This window comes from Streptomyces sp. VNUA24 (genome assembly GCF_029167005.1).
Lineage (GTDB): Bacteria > Actinomycetota > Actinomycetes > Streptomycetales > Streptomycetaceae > Streptomyces > Streptomyces scabiei.
In genome coordinates this window covers 9,431,308-9,447,936 of record NZ_CP119143.1, presented here as the reverse complement: position 1 = coordinate 9,447,936, position 16,629 = coordinate 9,431,308, and the positions used below count along the sequence as shown (strand labels likewise).

The 16,629-nt window shown below is 71.3% G+C and carries 13 protein-coding genes; 3 read left to right on the top strand and 10 right to left on the bottom strand.

Annotated features, from left to right (window positions below; genetic code table 11):
- The first annotated feature begins 290 nt into the window (after window positions 1-290).
- A complete protein-coding gene (locus tag PYR72_RS40710) occupies window positions 291-1,769 on the top strand; it encodes a non-reducing end alpha-L-arabinofuranosidase family hydrolase (protein ID WP_275459930.1) in 1,479 nt (492 codons plus the stop codon).
- Between the two features lie 23 nt (window positions 1,770-1,792).
- Here PYR72_RS40710 and PYR72_RS40705 read toward each other — a convergent pair whose 3' ends face one another.
- The 7 genes from PYR72_RS40705 to PYR72_RS40675 form a co-directional block, all read right to left on the bottom strand.
- Window positions 1,793-2,206, bottom strand: a complete 414-nt coding sequence (locus tag PYR72_RS40705) for a cytidine deaminase (RefSeq protein ID WP_275459929.1) — start codon at window positions 2,204-2,206, stop codon at window positions 1,793-1,795.
- A 96-nt stretch (window positions 2,207-2,302) separates the two neighbouring features.
- Window positions 2,303-4,888, bottom strand: coding sequence for a tryptophanase (locus PYR72_RS40700; RefSeq protein ID WP_275459928.1), 2,586 nt, complete (start codon window positions 4,886-4,888; stop codon window positions 2,303-2,305).
- A gap of 350 nt (window positions 4,889-5,238) precedes the next feature.
- Complete coding sequence (locus PYR72_RS40695; protein ID WP_275459927.1) at window positions 5,239-6,576, bottom strand: cytochrome P450; 1,338 nt, start codon at window positions 6,574-6,576, stop codon at window positions 5,239-5,241.
- Window positions 6,577-6,589: 13 nt separating this feature from the next.
- Window positions 6,590-7,183 carry an ATP/GTP-binding protein gene (locus PYR72_RS40690; protein WP_013005331.1) on the bottom strand — a complete coding sequence of 198 codons (594 nt, stop codon included), beginning with the start codon at window positions 7,181-7,183 and terminating at the stop codon, window positions 6,590-6,592.
- Window positions 7,158-7,538, bottom strand: a complete 381-nt coding sequence (locus tag PYR72_RS40685; RefSeq protein ID WP_013005330.1) for a DUF742 domain-containing protein — start codon at window positions 7,536-7,538, stop codon at window positions 7,158-7,160. The genes PYR72_RS40690 and PYR72_RS40685 overlap by 26 nt, the downstream gene beginning before the upstream one ends.
- Window positions 7,535-7,933: a roadblock/LC7 domain-containing protein gene (locus tag PYR72_RS40680; RefSeq protein ID WP_037727590.1), complete on the bottom strand. Its 399-nt coding sequence runs from the start codon at window positions 7,931-7,933 to the stop codon at window positions 7,535-7,537. The genes PYR72_RS40685 and PYR72_RS40680 overlap by 4 nt, the downstream gene beginning before the upstream one ends.
- Window positions 7,930-9,132, bottom strand: coding sequence for an ATP-binding protein (locus PYR72_RS40675; protein ID WP_059080204.1), 1,203 nt, complete (start codon window positions 9,130-9,132; stop codon window positions 7,930-7,932). The genes PYR72_RS40680 and PYR72_RS40675 overlap by 4 nt, the downstream gene beginning before the upstream one ends.
- 571 nt (window positions 9,133-9,703) lie before the next feature.
- Between PYR72_RS40675 and PYR72_RS40670 the strand changes: the two genes are divergently transcribed.
- Window positions 9,704-11,200: an FAD-binding protein gene (locus tag PYR72_RS40670; RefSeq protein WP_275459926.1), complete on the top strand. Its 1,497-nt coding sequence runs from the start codon at window positions 9,704-9,706 to the stop codon at window positions 11,198-11,200.
- Between the two features lie 251 nt (window positions 11,201-11,451).
- Window positions 11,452-12,681, top strand: a complete 1,230-nt coding sequence (locus PYR72_RS40665) for a SpoIIE family protein phosphatase (protein ID WP_275459925.1) — start codon at window positions 11,452-11,454, stop codon at window positions 12,679-12,681.
- A gap of 45 nt (window positions 12,682-12,726) precedes the next feature.
- Here PYR72_RS40665 and PYR72_RS40660 read toward each other — a convergent pair whose 3' ends face one another.
- From PYR72_RS40660 to PYR72_RS40650, 3 genes are all read right to left on the bottom strand, one after another.
- Entirely contained in the window at window positions 12,727-13,833 is a 1,107-nt protein-coding gene (locus PYR72_RS40660) for a substrate-binding domain-containing protein (RefSeq protein WP_275460647.1), read from the bottom strand.
- Window positions 13,834-13,961: 128 nt separating this feature from the next.
- Window positions 13,962-15,059 (bottom strand): ABC transporter permease, encoded by a 1,098-nt coding sequence (locus tag PYR72_RS40655; RefSeq protein ID WP_275459924.1) that lies wholly within the window; start codon window positions 15,057-15,059, stop codon window positions 13,962-13,964.
- Window positions 15,056-16,624 carry a sugar ABC transporter ATP-binding protein gene (locus PYR72_RS40650; RefSeq protein WP_275459923.1) on the bottom strand — a complete coding sequence of 523 codons (1,569 nt, stop codon included), beginning with the start codon at window positions 16,622-16,624 and terminating at the stop codon, window positions 15,056-15,058. The genes PYR72_RS40655 and PYR72_RS40650 overlap by 4 nt, the downstream gene beginning before the upstream one ends.
- Between the last annotated feature and the right edge of the window lie 5 nt (window positions 16,625-16,629).

Below are 16,629 nucleotides of genomic sequence, written 5' to 3'. Positions count from 1 at the left end.
GTTCGAATCTTTCGGAAACACGCCGAGCGCCCGAACGCCGCCCACTCGACGCCCTCTCGCTCCATTGCCCTTGAATTGGCGCGTCCTGCCGCACAACCTTCCAGACGCCACGAGGAGCGTTTTGTAGACAGATCGGCGAGAGCTCTTGACCGAAGGGGCCTTCATTCCTAGCTTGTGACGTCAATAGTTCGGTTCACTCTTCGAATGTTTCGAAGCTGTTCCCGCTTCCCGGTACGACCGCTCCGCTGATGCACCGGCGCCGCCTCACCCCGTCCCCCAGGAGGCCCCTGATGTGGTTTCGCCATCTGTCCCCGGTCAGTCCGAGACGCCTGCTCGCGGTCCTCTCGCCCCTGCTGCTCGTGGCCGCCTTCCTCGGCGCCCAGCCCGCCGCCGCGGCGACCGTCGACCCCAACGCCTCGTACGTGCTGGTCAACCGCAACAGCGGCAAGGCCCTGGACGTCCACAACAGGGCGACCGAGGACGGAGCCCGCATCACGCAGTGGACCAGGAACGACCAGGCCCAGCAGCAGTGGCAGTTCGTCGACTCCGGCGGTGGCTACTACCGCGTCAAGTCCCGTCATTCGGGCAAGGTGCTGGACGTCCACAACCTGTCCACCGCGAACGGCGGCTCGATCGTCCAGTGGGCCGACCTGAACGGCACCAACCAGCAGTGGCGGCTGGCCGACAGCTCCGACGGCCATGTACGGCTCATCGCCCGCCACAGCGGCAAGGCCCTCGAAGTACAGGGCGCCGGCACCGCCGACAACGCCAACGTCGTCCAGTACGACGACTGGGGCGGGACCAACCAGCAGTGGCAGCTCGTCAAGGTCGGAGGCGGCGGTTCCGGCCCGTGCGACCTGCCGTCGTCCTACCGCTGGACGTCGACGGGCGCGCTGGCGCAGCCCAGGGCGGAGTGGGCCTCGCTCAAGGACTTCACCGTCGCCCCCTACAACGGCAGGCAGCTCGTCTATGCGACGACCCACGGCGCCGCGGGAACGGGCAAGGCGTGGGGCTCGATGAACTTCGGCCTGTTCACCAACTGGTCGGAGATGGCCTCGGCGAGCCAGAACACGATGTCGTCCGGCACCGTCGCCCCCTCGCTCTTCTACTTCGCGCCGAAGAACATCTGGGTGCTCACCTACCAGTGGGGCGCGACCGCCTTCTCCTACCGGACGTCGACCGACCCGACCAACCCGAACGGCTGGTCGGCACCGCAGCCGCTGTTCTCCGGAAGCATCTCCGACTCCGGAACCGGCCCCATCGACCAGACGATCATCGGTGACGGGACGAACATGTACCTGTTCTTCGCCGGTGACAACGGCAAGATCTACCGGGCGAGCATGCCGATCGGGAACTTCCCGGGCAGCTTCGGCTCCTCGTACACCACGATCATGAGCGACACGGTGAAGAACCTGTTCGAGGCGCCGCAGGTCTACAAGGTCAAGGACCGCAACCAGTACCTGATGATCGTCGAGGCTCGGGGTGCGGACGAGAAGCGATACTTCCGCTCGTTCACCGCGACCAGCCTGAACGGCTCCTGGACGCCCCAGGCCGCGACCGAGAGCAACCCGTTCGCCGGCAAGGCCAACAGCGGCGCGAGCTGGACCAACGACATCAGCCACGGCGAACTGCTCCGCACCAGCGCCGACCAGACCATGACCGTCGACCCCTGCAACCTGCAGTTGCTCTACCAGGGCCGCAGCCCCAACTCCGGCGGGGACTACGGCCTCCTGCCCTACCGCCCGGGCCTGCTGACCCTGCAGCGCTGACGGTACGAACGCCGGCCGGACACCTACTCGGTGTCCGGCTGGTGGTCGGCCCAGACGTAGCTGTCCGGCAGCAGATCCGTCACGGGGACGGCGCGGAGGCGGTCGCCGGACCCGACGATGACCCGGACGGAGGGGAAGTAGTCGAGGAGGACCTGGCGGCAGCGGCCGCAGGGCGGCACCACTCCCCTGTCGCGGTCGCCCACGGCGACGACGGTGTCCAGCTCGTAGGCTCCCTGGGCGGCCGCCGTGCCGATGAGAACCAGTTCGGCGCAGGGGCCTCCGGTGAAGTGGTAGGCGTTCACGGCCGTGATGACGCGGCCGTCCCGGGCGCGGGCCGCTGCCGCCATGGTGTGGTTGTCGCCCCGGCACCGGGTGCGTGCGACGTCGGTCGCGGCCCGGACGAGTTCGTGGTCGACGGGGTGGATCCCGGTGGTCATCGTCTGCGACTTCGTCCTTGTCTCGTATCGACGGCGGGCGGCGCCCCGGCGGAGGGTGGGGTCACTCCGTCGGGGCGTCGCGGGCGGAAGGGCGTCTCAGCTGCTCACCGGCTGCAGTTTGGCACGGAAGTGCCGCAGGATCGGGGACTGTTCCACGATGCGGTAGCCGTGCACGGATTCCGCGTTCTTGACGATCTGTTCCAGGGTGCGGCCGACGTGGTCGTAGTGGCTGCGCGTGTAGACACGGCGCGGGAGCGCCAGCCGGACCAGTTCGTAGGGTGCGCTCTTGGTCGGGTTGCCGTCCTCGTCCTCCTCACCGAGGTACAGGGAGCCGAGTTCGGCCGAGCGGATGCCGCCTTCGAGGTAGAGGCGGCAGGCGAGGGCGTGGCCCGGGTAGTGGTGGGGCGGTATGTGCGGGAGCAGGCGTCCGGCGTTGAGGTAGAGGGCGTGCAGGCCGGGGGGTTCGAGGATGTCGACGCCCGCCGAGCGGACGCGGTCGGCGAGGTGGGAGGCGACGTCGGCCCGTTCGGCGAGGTAGGCGGGTTCGGTGACCTCCAGCAGGCCGGTGGCCATCATGTCGAGGTCGCGGCCGGCGAGTCCGCCGTAGGTGGCGAAGCCTTCGGTGGCGATGAGGAGGCGTTCGCACTTCTCGGCGAGTTCGGGGTCGTTGAGCCCGATGAAGCCGCCGATGTGGACGATGCCGTCCTTCTTGGCGCTCATGACGCAGCCGTCGGCGAGCCGGAACGCCTCTTCGGCGACCTGGCGGGGGGTGCGGTCGCGGTACCCCTCCTCGTGGCGGGTGACCAGCCAGGCGTTCTCGGCGAACCGGGCGGCGTCCAGGATCATGGGGACGCCGTGGCGGCGGCAGATCTCGGCGGTCTGCCTGAGGTTCTCCATGGAGACGGGCTGGCCGCCGCCTCCGTTGTTGGTGATGGTCATGATCACCACGCGGACGCGGGCGCCGTCCGGTCCTTCGAGGGTGGTGCGGAGCTTGTCGAGGTCGATGTTGCCCTTGAAGGGCCGTTCGCTGTCGAGGTCGCGGGCCTCGGCGCACGGGATGTCATGGGCCTGACATCCCGAAAGCTCCACGTTCGCCCGGGTGGTGTCGAAGTGCGTGTTGGCCAGGACGATGCCGCCGGGTTCGAGGAGCGTGTTGAACAGGATGCGTTCGGCGGCGCGGCCCTGGTGGGCCGGGAGGATGTGCCGGTAGCCGGTCAGCTCGGTCACGGTCTCGTGGAAGCGGTAGAAGGAGCGCGAGCCCGCGTAGGACTCGTCTCCCTCCATACCCGCGGCGAGCTGGGCGGCGGAGATGGCGCCGGTGCCGGAGTCGCTGAGCAGGTCGATGGTCACCTCCTCGGCACGCAGGTCGAAGAGGTTGTAGTGCACTCGCTCCAGCGCCGCCTCGCGCTGCTGCCGAGTGGTGAGCGCGATGGGCTCGACGACTTTGATGCGGTACGGCTCCATGATGGTCCTTGCTCCTGAAGTACTGCTGAACGGCTGGTCGTTGCTGTGCCGGCGGAGGGACGCGTGCCCTGCCGAGGACGGTGCGGTGCGGGGCGCCGACGGGATGTTCGGGGGCCGGACCTCATAGGCCTCCGACGAGATGTACGTGGTCACCCGGGGCGGCTGGTGCTGCTCGTGGGCCAGGGCCAGGTACGCGAGCAGCCCGGCACCGTCGTGAAGGGCGCGGGGGGTGAGGGCGGACAGCGACCGGGCGAGCGTCTCGGTGCCCAGCCCGTGGCGGCCGAGGACCGCCCCGGCCCGCCGGAGGGCTTCGGCGTCGTCCCGGACGTAGTCCCTGACCGGGACATGGAGGGTGAAACCCGTGGGACCGCCGGTCGTCCGGGTGAAGGAGTGACAGGTGAGGACGGGGCGCCGGTCGAACCGCGCCTGCGGAGCCGATGTCCGGTCCGTTCCCCCGCCGAAACCGCCCGCCGTGCGGAGGAACTCCTCCAGCGTCGCGCCGTCGGGACCGTTCTCCATCCGGCACAGGCCGCCGACGCCTGTCACCGGCAGCCCGTGATGGGTGGCGTAGATCTTCACCCGGGGCGCCGCCCAGTCGCCCAGGTCGAGTGCGAAGAACGGGTGCCCGTCGGCCGGAGGCAGCGCGTCGAAGGCGTGCCGGTGGCCGAGGCGGTCGAGCGCCTCCCGGATCGTTCCGGCGGCCCTCGCCGGGCCGGACGCCGCGGGGTTGAGGTACACCTTCATCCTGGGCACGCCGCCCGGGCGCAGTTCCAGGGCGATCCACAGGGCCAGGGGGCCCTGCGGGTCGGGAGGCAGGAACAGGTCCTCCAGGGCGTCGAGTTGCCCGGTGTCGAATCCCCAGCGCCCTGCCATGGACCGGACGACACGGAGCCCCGTGCGGCCGTCCTCGCGGAGGTCGCCGGCGCCGCATCCCGGTTCGAGCAGCACCCGCAGCCGGGGGGACGCGTCGGCGGCGAAGGAGAGCGAGAACTCCACGGGGGTGGAGTCGTCGGACAGGAAGCTCCGGGAGGGGGCCGGCAGGTCCAGGGACCGTTCGGCCGCCGCTCCGAGGGAGTCGGCCAGGACGAGCGCGTAGGTCTCGGCGTCGGACGGGCCGAGCCCCGACACCTGGCACAGGCGCCGCAGTTGGCCGGTCACGAGCTCGCCGAGCGTCCGGTCCGGCCGGGTCCTCCCGGCGCCGGACGTGCGGGCGCTCACCGGTTCTCCCGCCGCTGTCCGCACGGGGCGGGCGGGGTCGCGGACGGGGGTTTCTGCCCGTGGGTCCGCTGGGTAGAGAAGGAGACAGCAAGATACCCGCCGACCTCGGCGGGTATCTCGTGGCGTGGCGACCGGCGGCGGATCTCGCCCCTCGTGCCCTCCACGTGGGTTAAAGCGGTGTGCCGTCGGGAGCGGCGGGATGTGTCCGGATGTCGAGCAGTAGCGGCGCCGGTGGATATGTGGTCCACGACACCTCCCTTTGTTCGTTGGTCACCACGAATTGCCGCCGCGTTACTACCCCGTTGGTTGAATACTCATGCAGTGCCCTCTGTCACAGGATGTTGCGTGCATCACCCCTTCAACCAGGACAGGAAGGAACCCCACACACCTCGCTCCTGCTTGCGGCCCGCCGGGGCGCTCTCGCCGCGTGCGGCCGTCTCCGCGCGGGGCGGGGTGGGACGCTGCAGCACCTGAGGGGTGAAGCGGCAGGGAAGCGCGGCGAGCGCGCGGTGGAAGGGGCCCGGACGCCAGGTGAGGCTGTCCGCGGGCACCGCGAGTTCGATGTCGTGCAGCCGGTTGAGCAGGTTCTCGATGGACACCATGGTGACCAGCCGGGCGAGTTCCTTGGAGGGGCAGGCGTGCGGTCCGGCGCTCCAGGACAGGTGGGCCCGCCTGCCGCCCGTCTGACGGGCCGTCGCGAGCGCCGGGTCGGTGTTGGCCGCCGTCATGCTGACCAGGACGAGATCGCCGGCCCGCATCTTCGTCCCGCCGAACTCCAGGTCGATGGCCGGGTAGTGCGGCGCGAAGTTCGCCATGGGCGGGTTCTCCCACAGCGTGTCGTCGATGGCTTCCTCGATGAGGCCGCCGTCGGCGTAGCGGTCGTGCAGGAGCAGGCGGTGCAGGGTGTTGCCGATGAGGTTGCGCAGCGGTTCGGCGCCGGCGCCGAGGAGCAGGATCAGCTGGTGGACGAGTTCCTCGTCGGTCAGCCGCGCCTCGTGCCGCATCAGGTAGGAGGTGACGTCGTCGGCGGGCCTGGCGCGCTTGAGGGCGACCAGTTCGAAGACGGCCTGGCCCAGCACCGCGTTGGCCTTCTCGGCGTTGACGCCCTCGAAGACCCCGGAGATGCCGAAGACGACCCGGTCGCCGATGTCCGCCGGGCAGCCGAACAGCTCGTTGAAGACGAGCAGCGGCAGCTGCTTGACGTAGTCGTTCATCAGGTCGATGGACCCGCGGGCGGAGACCTGGGCCAGGAGGTAGTCGGAGGCCCGCTTGGTCATCTCGCTGATGCGGCGGGAGTCGACCTTGGCCAGGCTGTCGGTGATGGCCTGGCGGAGCCGGGCGTGCTCGGCTCCGTCGGTGAACATGGCGTTGGGGCGGTACCCCAGCATCGGGACGACCGGGCTCTCCGGGCCGATCTTGCCTTCCGCGACGTCACGCCAACGGCGCGCGTCCTTGCGGAAGTTGCCGGAGTCCTGGAGCAGGCGCAGCGCGGTCGCGTGGTCGGTGACGAGGGTGGCGTCGACGCCGGGCGCGATCTCGACCGGAGCGGTCTGCCCGTAGTGCCGCATGTACGCGTAGTACGCCTGCGGGTCGGCCGCGTACTCCGGCCCGTACAGCGGAACCCGCATGCCGCTGTCGTGGGCGGGGCAGCCGGGCGGGGGTGCGGGGAAAGAGGAGTCGGGGGTCATGTCTGCTCTGCTCCTAACGGGCGCGGTCCATCAAGTAGCGGACGAGCGTGATCAGTGCTTCGGCCGACGAGCGTTCGTCCCGCGCGTCGCAGGTGACGATCGGGGTGTCGTCGAGCAGATCGAGCGCTTCGCGCAGTGCCCTGGCATCACGTATGGATGTGCCGTCGAAGTGATTGACCGCGATCGCGTAGTCGAGTCCGTACTGCTCGATCAGGTCGATCACGGCGAAGGAGTCGGCCAGCCGCTCGGGGTCGACCAGCACGAGCGCGCCGAGGGCGCCGCGTGCCATGTCCTCCCACATCTGTACGAAGCGCTGCTGGCCGGGGGTGCCGAAGAGGTACAGCACGACGCGGTCGCTGACGGTGAGGCGGCCGAAGTCCATGGCGACCGTGGTGGTGGTCTTGCCCTGGACGCCCTTGAGGTCGTCGATCGCCTCGCCCGCCTGGGTCATCGTCTCCTCGGTGGAGAGCGGCGAGATCTCGGAGATCGACCCGATGAACGTGGTCTTGCCCACCGCGAAGTGCCCGACGACCAGGATCTTCACGGCGGTCTGCGTCTCTCCGCCGGGAACGTAGGCCCGCTCATCCAAACTTGGACTGGAGACCATGGAGCACCTCCTCGAGAATCTGCAGGTTGGCGACGGGCGCGCGCGCCGCCGCCGGCGGTCGGGTGACGAGGTAGCCGGCCTCGGAGAGGGCGGCGAGCAGGATCTTGACCACTCCCACCGGCAGGTGCAGGTGGCCGGAGATCTCGGCGACGGAGAGGTAGCCCCCGACGCACATCCCCAGCAGGTTCTGCTCCTCGGGCGAGAGGCGGGCCGGCCGCTGCTGCTGGTCGACCACCGCGGTGACCAGCGTGATCAGCGAGAACTGGCTCTCGCCGGGCAGGCTGCGGCCGCCGGTGATGACGTACGGACGTACTAATTCGGCGGCTTCGTGCTCGTGCCTGTCGGAATCGGTCATGGCCGTACCACGCTCTCCCGGGGCGGCGCGGTCATGACCTTCCCCAGTTGTCGGACGAGCTGCTGCATACGGAAGGTGATGTCCGCCATGTCGACGTCGGAGGAGGCCGACACGGCGAGGTAGGCGCCGTCCCCGGCCGAGATCAGGAAGATCCAGCCGCCGTCGAACTCGACGAGGGTCTGCTGCCAGCGCAGGTCGGAGCGGGAGCAGAAGAACGCCAGGGACCGGCTGAGCGACTGCATGCCGCTCATCGCGGCGGCGGCCTTGTCGGCGTCGTCCTTGTCCACGTCCTTCGAGCGTGCCCTCAGCAGCCCGTCGGAGGAGACCAGAACCGCGTGCAGGGCTCCGGGGATCTCCAAGGCGCTGTCAAGCATCCAGGAAAGATCGTTGTTCATGGGACCTCGTGCCCTTCGCTGCTCGCGTCACGGGTTCCGCCCGGCCGCTCCCCCTCCGGATGTGTGGCGCGGCCCGCGTCCGTGCCCTGCTTGAAGGCGGCCATGATCGCTGCCGTCTCCTCGCTGCGGCGCCTCGGGGCCGGGGCCGCGGTCGGGCCGCTGGAGACCAGGGCCATCGGCCGCTTGCGCCGCCGCTTGGGCAGACCGTCCTCGGTCGTGCCGATGGGCAGCGCGGGCTCGGGCGTGCTCTCGTACGCCGAGGCGCGCGTCTCGACGGCCGCGGGCTCCTCCCGCGGCGCCACCGACTCCACCGAGGCGGCCGGCTGCGTGGGCACCGGCATGTCGGTGAGCAGTTCGTCGGGCAGCAGCACGACCGCCCGCACACCTCCGTAGGGGGAGGTGGAGTCCACCGAGACCGTGAAGCCGAACCGCTCGCAGAGCACGCCGATCACCGCGAAGCCGAACTGCGGCGGGTTGCCCAGTCCGGAGACGCCCGTGGCACGCTCGCTCGTCAGGAGCTTCTCGGCCCTGGCCTTCTCCTCCTCGTTCATGCCGACACCGGCGTCGTCGACGATGATGCAGACGCCCTTGGGCACGGAGCGCACGTTGATCTCGACCACGGTGTCCGGGCTGGAGTAGCTGGTCGCGTTGTCGAGCAGCTCCGCGAGGGCCAGTGCCACCGGTTCGACGGCCCGGCTGGTCACGCCGAAGTCGACCTTGGACAGGATGTGGGCCCGCTGGAAGTGGCGGATCCTGCCCTGGGCACTGCGGACCACGTCGTAGACCGAGGCCACGTCGCGGTGCCGGCCGAGCCAGCCCTCGCACAGCACGGCGATGGACTGGGCGCGTCGGCCGAACTGCGCGTTCATGTGGTCGATCTCCAGGAGGTCCTGGAGCATGACGGAGTCTCCGTACTTGCGCTGCAGTCCGGAGATGATGCGCTGCTGTTCGGCGGCGAGGCCCTGCAGGGTCCGCATGGCGGACTTCAGCGCGGTCCTCGTCTCGCCCTCGGCCTCCTGCTGTGCCGAGCGGACGGACTCCGTGTATTGGCTCTCCAGCTCACCGTAGTGGTTCCTGAGCCCTGCGATCTCCTGCCGTAACGTGCGCGCCGCCCGTCGCTGGCGAACGATGAGAGCGGCGGCGACAAGGGTTACGACAAGGAGCGCCCACAGCGCCGGGTTTTGTATGTATTGCGTCATGAGACCCTCTTCAGGCGGCCGATAGCCAGCTACTGAATTCCTGTCAATTCACACATACCGAAGGTCAGCCATTCCAGGGTTGCCACGAGGAATTCACCAAAGACGACGGATGCTCCTTTTGCACCCATCCGTCCACTCGGTAAGTGCCGTGATCGTATCATCACTCAACCTGATGACTGGGTGTCAGCCTCGGTACTTCTGGCGACAGTTGACCCCAACCGGAACGTGCTGAACACGGGCACAAGCCGCATTGCCACGGACGACTGCCGCACACGCGCCGGGTGTTGACTCGTGTACTCGCCCATCAGCCGTGAATCCGAGCGCAGTTGATGATCCCGACCGTCGCGCGAAAAGCCTTCCGGAAGTCATGATGGTCGGTAAGCGGAACGTCAGGGGGAGATCGCTGTGCGTGGGGACCGCCGACCCGGCTCCGGGCTCGGGCCGGGACGCTCGTCGCGGTGCGCGGCCGTGCGCCCGCTCGACTCGCTCGGCTGATTCCGTGCCGAGAAGAAACGTTGAACCCGCGGCGGCGTGCCGACGATCCGCCGCGGCGACCATCACGGAGGTTGTCATGTCTCACGCAGAACACAGCGGTGTCGGCAGGCGTCAGTTCCTGGCCCGGTTCGGAGCCGGGGCCGTGGCCGCCGTGGCCGGATTCGACCTGGTCGCCCGGCAGTGGGTGACCGAGGCTGCGGCAGCGGAGAACTCCGCCCTCGCCGGCGTGCCCCCGCTCGACGGCTCCCTGGTCTACGACGCGGCGTCCCTCACGGCGAACGCACACGACCAGGGCAACATCGTGTTCCGGAGACCGTGCGCGGTACTCCGGCCGGGGTCCGTCCAGGACGTCCGGAAGATGGTCGCCTTCTGCGCCGACCACGGCATCAAGGTGGCACCGGCCGGCGCGCACCACGCGATGTTCGGCCAGCCGCTGGTCAGCGGGGGCCTGGTCATCGAGATGCGGTCGCTGGACACCATCCACTCGATCGGCGCGGACGGCGCCGACGTCGAGGCGGGCGTGCTGTGGCAGGACCTGGTCAGGGCCGCCTTCGCCCAGGGGCTGACCCCGGTCTCGATCACCAGCTACCTGGGGACGACGATCGGCGGGACCCTGTCCATGGGCGGCATCGGGATGATGTCCGCCTACCGGGCCGGCGCACAGGTCGACCACGCCCGGCGGCTGCAGGTCGTCTCGGGCGACGGCCGGCTGAGGTGGTGCTCCGGCACGCAGAACAGCGACCTGTTCGACGCCGCGCTCGCCGGACTCGGGCAGTGCGGCGTGATCACGCGGGCCACCGTCGACCTGGTGCCCGCCAAGCAGCTGGCCCGCACGTACCGGATCGGGTACCAGGACATCCCCACCTTCTTCCGGGACATCCGCGTCCTGGCGAACCGGGGCGAGTTCGACTCGCTCGGCAGCATCCCCCAGCCGGGCACCGCCCAGCCCCTGACCCTGTGGGCCACCGTCTTCCACAACCCGGGCGACACCCCCGACACCACGCGTCTGCTGCGCGGACTCAGCCCCGCCGCGGCCTCGGCCGTCTTCGAGGACTCCCCCTACCTCGACTACATCTCCCTGGTCACCACCATGTACGACTCCTTCGCGGCGAACCTGGACTGGGACGCGAAGGTCAAGCCGTGGTCGGACCTGTTCCTGCCGGACGACGCGGTCGAGGACTACGTCGCGTCGGTGTTCCCGTCGCTGAGCGCCGAGGACCTCGGTCCGACCGGGTTCGGACTGATCTTCCCGATGCTGCGGTCCAGCTACGGCCGGCCGCTGCTGCGGCTCCCCAGTGACGCGGGCGGTCCCTGGGTCTGGCTCGTCAGCGTGCTGACCGACGCCGCGCGCTCCGGCCCCGACCCGGACTTCGCGACGCGGATGACCCAGCGCAACTACCGCTTCTACCAGGAGGCCGCCGCCGTCGGCGGGGTGCGCTACCCGCACGGTGCCTGCGCGTTCACCGCGGCCGACTGGCAGGCGCACTACGGCTCGATGTGGTCGCGGTTCTCCGAGTGGAAGCAGCGCTTCGACCCGTCCGGCGTCCTGACCCCGGGCCCGGGCATCTTCTGACCTGCCGCCTCGGGGCGGCGGGCCCGCTCCGGGGATTCACTCTTTCGGTCCTTTCCTGTGGCCGGACGCGCGCGTCCGGCCACAGGCCGGCGGACGGCCGGAGCGAGGCGGTGCCGGAGTGACGGGGGGAGATCCCGGTTGCGAGCGCGCACGGAGTCCGGCACCGATACTGCGGATCTGCCGCGTCAGGTGGCGCGTTCACGCCTATCGTGGAACGGCACACCGACGCTCGGCGCCAAGGCAGGCTGGACATGAGGGAACCGCATATCGACTATGCGGAGGTCTTCCGGGCACTGCCCGGCATGGTGGCGCTGCTCACGCCCGATCTCGTCTACGTCGACGCCAACGACGACTTCCTGCGGCTGGCCGGACGCACCCGCGAGCAGCTGCTGAACCGCTACATCTTCGACGTCTTCCCCGAGAACCCGAACGAGCCGGAGGCGGCCGGGATGCGGGAGACCCGGGAGTCGATGCTGCGGGCGGTGGCCACCGGCGAACGCGACACGATGGCGCTGCTCCGCTACGACATCGAGGACCCCCAGCTCCCCGGCTCCTGGCAGGAACACTACTGGAGCCCGGTCAACGCGCCCGTCCTCGGCCCCGACGGGCAGGTGGCCCTGATCGTCCACCGGGTGGAGGAGGTCACCGAACTCATCCGCGCCCGGGGCGGCCCGGGGGGCGACAGCCGCGCCCAGGTGCTGGAGGCCGAGTTGTACACCCGCGCCCGGGAACTGCAGGAGGTCAACGAACGGCTGCGCACGGCCCACGCCCACGAGCGCGAGGTGGCCCTCGCCCTGCAGGCCGCGATGCTGCCCCCGCCAGGCCCCACCGGGCAGCACGACGCGGCCGTACGGTACCGCCCGGCCATCGGCGCGCTGAACGTGTGCGGCGACTGGTACGACCTGGTCGGCCTGCCCGGGGAGGGCCTCGCGGTGGCCGTCGGCGACGTCGTCGGCCACGGCCTGGCGGCCGCCTGCGCCATGGGACAGCTGCGCAGCGCCCTGAGCGGGGCCACCCGCGTCTCCGGCGGTCCGGCCGAGGCGCTGGAGGCCCTGGACCTGTACGCCCGTTCCGTCGAGGGCGCCGAGTCGACCACCGTGGTGACGACCTTCATCGACTGGGACAGCCACACCATCACCTACAGCTGCGCGGGCCATCCGCCGCCCGCCCTCGTGCACCCCGACGGCACCGTCACCTTCCTCGACCGGGCCACCGACCCGCCGCTCGCCGCCCGGCCCGTCCACGCCGCCCGGCCCCAGGCCCGCACGTCCTTCGTCGAGGACTCCACCCTGGTCCTCTACACGGACGGGCTGATCGAACGCCGTACCGAAGGCATCGACACCGGCCTGCAGCGCCTGGCCGAATCCCTGGCCCACCACCGCAAGCAGGACCCGGAGACCCTGGCCGACGCCCTGCTCGCGGATCTGCTGCCGCTGACCGGCAACACCGACGACACGGCCCTGATCGTCCTGCGCCTGTGATCCGCACGGCGGCCCCGCCTCGCACGGGCCGTGCGGCGGGCGCTCTCACCTGCCCCAGATCTTCCGGTACCCCTCCCGGTAGCCCGACGGGTTCCAGCTCGTGGCGCCCTCGCTGTTGTCGGCCGTACTGATGTGGACCGGGGCCACATAGCCGCTCGCCGGGCGGCGGGAGAAGGCGCGGTTGAACTCGTCCACGATCTGCCAGCCCTGGAGGGTGAGCGGTTCGGGGACGGTGGCCGCCTGGTACTGGTCGCTGTTGACACGCTGGAACGCGGAGGGGTCGCCGTCTCCGGCTCCGATGTTGAAGGGCGGACCCGCGCCGTCCTTGCCCGCCGCGCGGAACGCGGGCGCGGCGTCGGCGAAGTACAGGTCGTTGATGGCGACGGAGTGGGTCCAGCGGTCCTGGAAACGGGAGAGGAGCGAGGAGACCTCACGGGGCGTGCGGCTGCTCGCGTCGGGGATCGGGATGTTGACGTACGACAGGAGCTTCACGCCCGCGCAGGTGGCGAGTTCCTCCCTGATCAGGTCGGACTTGTTCTTGGCGAAGGGGATGGAGGCGTCGGTGAGGATGACGACCCCGGCGTCGCCGTCGGAGGTCGCGACGACCCACTGCGCGCTGATCCTGGCCACGTCCTCGACCTGGGTGGTGACGTTGGTGAACAGGGCGGGACGCCGGCTGGGGCCGGGGGCGGCGACCGCGTGCCAGCCGATGACGGGGATGCCCGCCCGTTCGGCCCGGGCGAGCTGCTGCGAGGTCGCCTCGGGGTCGAAGCCGCCGACGACGATGCCCGAGGGCCGGAGGGTCACCGCCTCGCTCATGGCCGCCTGGATGCCGGCGGGAGTGCCTCCGCCGTCGATCACCCGGACGTTCCAGCCGACGACCCGCGCGGCCTCCCGGACGCCGTCGGCCGCGCCCGCGACCCCGGGGTTGGTCATGGTCTGGGCGACGTACACGAGGGTGCGGCCGGTCACGGCCTTCGGGCCGGTGGCCGGGCCGTTCCAGGGGACGTCGGTCCGTTCCGCCCGGCCGACGGCGGCCCGGGCCTCGACATAGGCCCTCGGACAGCCGTTCGGGCCGGAGGCGGACTCCGTGGGGTCACCGGACGACCCGCGTTCGCAGCCGGCGAGCAGGGCGGTCGTCACGGTCAGCAGCGCCGCCGCGTAGCGGGTCCCGGGCGCGCCGGCGCCGGTCCTGCGTCGGCGCGGGCCGTGGGGGGAGTGGTGCACGAGTGCTCCTCGCGGAGGGACGAGCGGGAGGGCGCGGCGGTGCGTGGCCGCGGTCACGGGGTGCCGCCCGGTGGTGGCTCCGCGGGGCCGGCGGGTGCGTCGCGGGCCGCGAAGGCGCCGGTGCGCATCCGGCGGCGGGCGGCGTATCCGGCCAGGCCGACGGCGAGGAGCAGGGTGCCGCCGTGGAAGAGGGGCACCGTCCAGAAGTCGGCGCCCATCTGCGCGATGCCGGTGAGGCCGACGGCGAGGACGGTGACCGCGACGAGGGTGCCCAGGGCGTTGGGGCGGCCGGGTCTGATCGCCGTGGAGCCGAGGAGGGCGCCGACGAAGGCGGGCAGCAGGTAGTCCAGGCCGACGCTCGGATTGCCGATCTGCTGCTGGGCGGCGAGCAGCACCCCGGCGAGGCCGACGATGAGTCCGGAGACGGCGAAGGCGCAGACGGTGTACCTGCGGACGGGGATGCCGACGAGCTCGGCGGCGCGCGGGTTGGATCCGACGACGTACAGAGAGCGGCCGATCGGCAGCCGTTCCAGCACCAGCCAGAGGACGAGGGTGAGCGCCAGCACGTAGAACGCGGGGAGCGGGAGGCCGAGGAAGGTGGAGGTGTAGAGGTCGGTGAAGGCGGGCGGGAGGCCCTGGGGGCCGGGGACGATCCGGCCGCCGTCGGTGACCCAGCCGGTCACGGCGTACATCATGCTGCCGGTTCCGAGGGTGGCGATGAAGGAGTCGATACGGCCGAACTCGACGATGACGCCGTTGACGACGCCCACGACCGTCCCGCCGACGGTCACGGCGAGGCAGGCGAGCGGCCAGGGCCAGCCGGCGTCGACGATCAGGTACAGCACCATGACGTGCGCCAGGCCGAGTCCGTAGCCGATGGACAGGTCGAAGGCGCCGGTCACGATGGGGACCATGGCGGCCAGGGCGAGGACGGCCGGGATCGACTGGGTGGACAGGATCGAGTCGACGGTGTCCAGGGTGGGGAAGGTGCGCGGGAGGGTCAGGGAGAAGACCAGGACGAGCAGGACGGTCAGGCCGAGGAGGCCGTAGGCGCCGATGAGGTGCCCGCCCGTGCGGCTGCCGGGGGCTGTGGCTCTCGACGTGCGCGGGCGGCGCGGACGCGGGGCGGACGGGGAGGGCGGGGCGGTCATGGGGCCGTCGCGGTCGCGCCGGGGGGCAGGGCCGAGGCCGCCCGGGTCAGGGCCGCGACGGTCAGGGCCGGCCCCGCCGGTTCGGCCGTCACGGCCCCGCGGACGAGGACCAGGGCTCGCCCGCACACAGCCGCGACCTCCTCGAAGTCGGTGGAGATGAGGAGGATCGCGAGGCCGTCGGCCAGCGCCTCCCCGAGCAGCCGGTGGACGGCCGCCTTGGCCCCGATGTCCACGCTCGCCGTGGGCTCCTCCAGGATCAGCAGCCGCAGACCGGTCCGCAGCCGGCGGCCGAGCATCACCTTCTGCTGGTTCCCGCCGGACAGGACGGCGACGGGCACCTCGCCGTCGCGCGGCCGCACCGAGAACCGGTCGATCAGGGCGGCGGCCTCGGCGCGCTCGCGGCGGGGGCCGAGCCAGCGCGGCGCGGGTCCGTCCCCCGCGCGGGGGTTGGCCAACAGGTTCTCCCGCACGGTCAGTTCGGGGAGGCAGCCCTCCCTCAGCCGGTCGCCGGGCACCAGGGCGACCCCGCGCCGGACGGCCTCGGCGACGTCGCGAGGCCGGTACGGGGCGCCGTCGAGGAGGACCCGTCCGCCGAGGAGCGGCCGGGCACCGGCGAGGGCCCTGCCCAGCTCCCCGTGCCCGGCGCCGGGCAGACCGACCAGTCCGAGGGCCTCCCCGGCGCGCAGCTCCAGGTCGACCGGCCCCGCGCCGGGGGTCCGTACGCCGTCCAGGGCCAGGAGGGGCGGGGTACCGGCCGCCGCGGACGCGGGACGGGGGGCGGCCGGGGCGGGGCGGAGTCCGGCCGGGTCCTCGCCGGTGATGTCGCGCACCAGGCGCAGCGGGCTGTGGCCCGCGGTCGAGCCGTGGCTGACGAGACGGCCGTCCCGCAGGACGGCGAAGGTGTCGGCGACCTCGTAGACCTCGTCGAGGCGGTGGCTGACGTAGAGGATGCCGTGGCCCCGGTCGCGCAGGGTGTGCAGGACGCGGAAGAGGCGGGCGCAGTCCGCGGCGGGCAGCCGGGCGGTCGGTTCGTCGAGGACGACGAGTCCCGCCCGGGTGGCCAGGGCGCGGGCGATGGCGACCAGGGACCGCTCGGCCGGGGTCAGGCGGGCGATCGGCGCGTCGGGGTCGAGACGACCGCCGACGAGTGCGAGGGCCTCGGTGCAGCGGTCGCGGGTGCGTCGCCAGGAGATCAGTCCGGCGCGGCGGGCGTATCCCGTGCTCAGGGCGATGTTCTCGGCGACCGTCATCCACTCGACGAGACCGAGGTCCTGGTGGATGAAGGACATGCGGGACGTCGCGGTGTGGCTCCCGAGCGGGTGTCCGTCGACGGTGATCCGGCCCGCGTCGGCGTGGTGGACGCCGGCGAGGATCTTGATGAGGGTGGACTTCCCGGCTCCGTTGGGACCGAGGAGCGCGAGGACGCTGCCCGCGTGGACGTCGAGGTCGACGCCGGCCAGGGCGAGGGTGCCGCCGAAGCGCTTGGTCAGGCCCCGGACGCGGACCAGTGGCTCCGGCCCGCCGGGCGGGGCCGGCTGCGCAGAGGTGTCGTGAGCGTCGTGCACGGACA

What these genes read in the sequence shown, in the direction of transcription:
- PYR72_RS40710 (WP_275459930.1), top strand. Translation starts at nt 291, where the DNA reads ATGTGGTTTCGCCATCTGTCCCCGGTCAGTCCGAGACGCCTGCTCGCG.
- PYR72_RS40705 (WP_275459929.1), bottom strand. Translation starts at nt 2,206, where the DNA reads ATGACCACCGGGATCCACCCCGTCGACCACGAACTCGTCCGGGCCGCG.
- PYR72_RS40695 (WP_275459927.1), bottom strand. Translation starts at nt 6,576, where the DNA reads ATGACCCCCGACTCCTCTTTCCCCGCACCCCCGCCCGGCTGCCCCGCC.
- PYR72_RS40690 (WP_013005331.1), bottom strand. Translation starts at nt 7,183, where the DNA reads ATGGTCTCCAGTCCAAGTTTGGATGAGCGGGCCTACGTTCCCGGCGGA.
- PYR72_RS40685 (WP_013005330.1), bottom strand. Translation starts at nt 7,538, where the DNA reads ATGACCGATTCCGACAGGCACGAGCACGAAGCCGCCGAATTAGTACGT.
- PYR72_RS40680 (WP_037727590.1), bottom strand. Translation starts at nt 7,933, where the DNA reads ATGAACAACGATCTTTCCTGGATGCTTGACAGCGCCTTGGAGATCCCC.
- PYR72_RS40675 (WP_059080204.1), bottom strand. Translation starts at nt 9,132, where the DNA reads ATGACGCAATACATACAAAACCCGGCGCTGTGGGCGCTCCTTGTCGTA.
- PYR72_RS40670 (WP_275459926.1), top strand. Translation starts at nt 9,704, where the DNA reads ATGTCTCACGCAGAACACAGCGGTGTCGGCAGGCGTCAGTTCCTGGCC.
- PYR72_RS40665 (WP_275459925.1), top strand. Translation starts at nt 11,452, where the DNA reads ATGAGGGAACCGCATATCGACTATGCGGAGGTCTTCCGGGCACTGCCC.
- PYR72_RS40655 (WP_275459924.1), bottom strand. Translation starts at nt 15,059, where the DNA reads ATGACCGCCCCGCCCTCCCCGTCCGCCCCGCGTCCGCGCCGCCCGCGC.